The following is a 3,282-nucleotide window of genomic DNA, read 5'->3' as shown; positions in this document are numbered from 1 at the left end:
CCAGCTGAACTACCACTCCCTCCAAAATTATAAGCCTGGCAATGTCCTACTCTCACATGGGGAAACCCCACACTACCATTGGCGCTGCTGCGTTTCACTTCTGAGTTCGGTATGGAATCAGGTGGGTCCACAACGCTATAGTCACCAAGCTAATTCTTTTATACATTAGAAAACTGAATAAATACCAAAACTACTTAGGGTTGTATGGTTAAGCCTCACGGGTAATTAGTACAGGTTAGCTTAACATTTCACAATGCTTATACACCCTGCCTATCAACGTCCTAGTCTTGAACAACCCTTCAGGACAACATATGTGCCTGGGAAGACTAATCTTAAGGCTCGCTTCCCGCTTAGATGCTTTCAGCGGTTATCGATTCCGAACTTAGCTACCGGGCAATGCATCTGGCGATACAACCCGAACACCAGAGGTTCGTCCACTTCGGTCCTCTCGTACTAGAAGCAGCCCCTTTCAATCTTCCAACGCCCACGACAGATAGGGACCGAACTGTCTCACGACGTTCTAAACCCAGCTCGCGTACCACTTTAAATGGCGAACAGCCATACCCTTGGGACCGACTCCAGCCCCAGGATGTGATGAGCCGACATCGAGGTGCCAAACACCGCCGTCGATATGAACTCTTGGGCGGTATCAGCCTGTTATCCCCGGAGTACCTTTTATCCGTTGAGCGATGGCCCTTCCATTCAGAACCACCGGATCACTATGACCTGCTTTCGCATCTGCTCGAATTGTCATTCTCGCAGTTAAGCGGGCTTATGCCATTGCACTAACCTCACGATGTCCAACCGTGATTAGCCCACCTTCGTGCTCCTCCGTTACTCTTTAGGAGGAGACCGCCCCAGTCAAACTACCCACCAGACACTGTCCTCACCCCGGATAACGGGGCTAAGTTAGAATATCAAACATATAAGGGTGGTATTTCAAGGTCGGCTCCACCCATACTAGCGTACTGGTTTCAAAGCCTCCCACCTATCCTACACATATAAGTTCAACATTCAGTGCCAAGCTGTAGTAAAGGTTCACGGGGTCTTTCCGTCTAGCCGCGGGTATACTGCATCTTCACAGCAATTTCAATTTCACTGAGTCTCGGGTGGAGACAGCATGGCCATCATTACGCCATTCGTGCAGGTCGGAACTTACCCGACAAGGAATTTCGCTACCTTAGGACCGTTATAGTTACGGCCGCCGTTTACCGGGGCTTCGATCAAAAGCTTTGACTTTTTATAAGTCTAACCTTATCAATTAACCTTCCGGCACCGGGCAGGCGTCACACCGTATACTTCATCTTACGATTTTGCACAGTGCTGTGTTTTTAATAAACAGTTGCAGCCATCTGGTATCTGCGACTTTCAACAGCTATATTCGCAAAGAACTTCACCGTTAAAAGTGTACCTTCTCCCGAAGTTACGGTACCAATTTGCCTAGTTCCTTCACCCGAGTTCTCTCAAGCGCCTCGGTATTCTCTACCTGACCACCTGTGTCGGTTTAGAGTACGATTCTTTACAATCTGTAAGCTTAGAGGATTTTCCTGGAAGCATGGCATCAATGACTTCACTACCATAGCAGCTCGACATCATATCTCAGCGTAAAATAATCCGGATTTCCCTAAACTATTCGCCTACATATTTGAACCTGGACAACCGTCGCCAGGCACACCTAGCCTTCTCCGTCCCCCCATCGCAATTGCAAAAAGTACGGGAATATTAACCCGTTTACCATCGATTACGCCTATCGGCCTCACCTTAGGAGTCGACTTACCCTGCCCCGATTAACGTTGGACAGGAACCCTTAGTCTTCCGGCGTGAGGGTTTTTCACCCTCATTATCGTTACTCATGTCAGCATTCGCACTTCTGATACCTCCAACATGCCTTACGACATATCTTCAACAGCTTACAGAACGCTCCCCTACCCAATATAACCAGTTGGTTATATTGCCGCAGCTTCGGTTTGTAGCTTAGCCCCGTTATATCTTCCGCGCAGGCCGACTCGACTAGTGAGCTATTACGCTTTCTTTAAATGATGGCTGCTTCTAAGCCAACATCCTAGCTGTTTAAGCCTTCCCACATCGTTTCCCACTTAGCTACAAATTAGGGACCTTAGCTGGCGGTCTGGGTTGTTTCCCTTTCCACGATGGACGTTAGCACCCACCGTGTGTCTCCCGGACATTACTTACTGGTATTCGGAGTTTGCAAAGGGTTGGTAAGTCGGGATGACCCCCTAGCCTTAACAGTGCTCTACCCCCAGTAGTATTCATCCGAGGCGCTACCTAAATAGCTTTCGGGGAGAACCAGCTATCTCCAGGTTTGATTGGCCTTTCACCCCTAACCACAAGTCATCCGCTAATTTTTCAACATTAGTCGGTTCGGTCCTCCAGCTGATGTTATTCAACCTTCAACCTGCTCATGGCTAGATCACCTGGTTTCGGGTCTATATCCAGAGACTAAAATAGCCCAGTTAAGACTCGGTTTCCCTTCGGCTCCCTTATGCAGTTAACCTTGCCACTGAATATAAGTCGCTGACCCATTATACAAAAGGTACGCAGTCACACTGAATAACAGCGCTCCTACTGCTTGTATGTACACGGTTTCAGGTTCTATTTCACTCCCCTCACAGGGGTTCTTTTCACCTTTCCCTCACGGTACTAGTTCACTATCGGTCAGTCAGTAGTATTTAGCCTTGGAGGATGGTCCCCCCATATTCAAACAGGATATCACGTGTCCCGCCTTACTCGATTTCACTAATAATGTACTGTCGGTTACGGGGATATCACCCTGTATCACAGCACTTTCCAGAGCTTTCACCTAATACATTAATAGTTTAAGGGCTACTCCAATTTCGCTCGCCACTACTTTCGGAATCTCATATTGATTTCTACTCTTCGAGGTACTTAGATGTTTCAGTTCCCTCGATTTACTTCATAATGCTATATATTCACATTATGATATACACTTGCGTGTATAGGTTTCCCCATTCGGAAATCCCAGACTCAAGCGGATTTTACTTCCTTATCTAGGCTTATCGCAAGTTAATACGTCCTTCATCGCCCCTGACTGCCAAGGCATCCACCGTGTACACTTAATTACTTAACCATACAACCCTAAAAAGTTTTAATATAACAAATAATTTATCTTTCTATTAAATTAATGCCAGGATAACTTTATTATCCTAAATTAACTAACAGAATTATCTGTCTAGTTTTCTAAATTGTTAAAGAACAGGCTTTACTATATTTAATTGATTTTAATCGTTTAATCATTGGTGG

The 3,282-nt window shown here is 46.1% G+C and carries 2 rRNA genes; both read right to left on the bottom strand.

Features of this window, described 5'->3' with window-relative positions:
- Window positions 1-33 precede the first annotated feature (33 nt).
- Window positions 34-149 (bottom strand): 5S ribosomal RNA (rrf, locus tag CF66_RS00650).
- Window positions 150-204: 55 nt separating this feature from the next.
- Window positions 205-3,109 (bottom strand): 23S ribosomal RNA (locus tag CF66_RS00645).
- Window positions 3,110-3,282: the final 173 nt, after the last annotated feature.

Source organism: Candidatus Photodesmus anomalopis (assembly GCF_000731785.2).
Lineage (GTDB): Bacteria > Pseudomonadota > Gammaproteobacteria > Enterobacterales > Vibrionaceae > Vibrio > Vibrio anomalopis.
The sequence above is the reverse complement of the archived record's forward strand: the minus strand, read 5'-3'. Positions and strand labels throughout refer to the sequence as shown.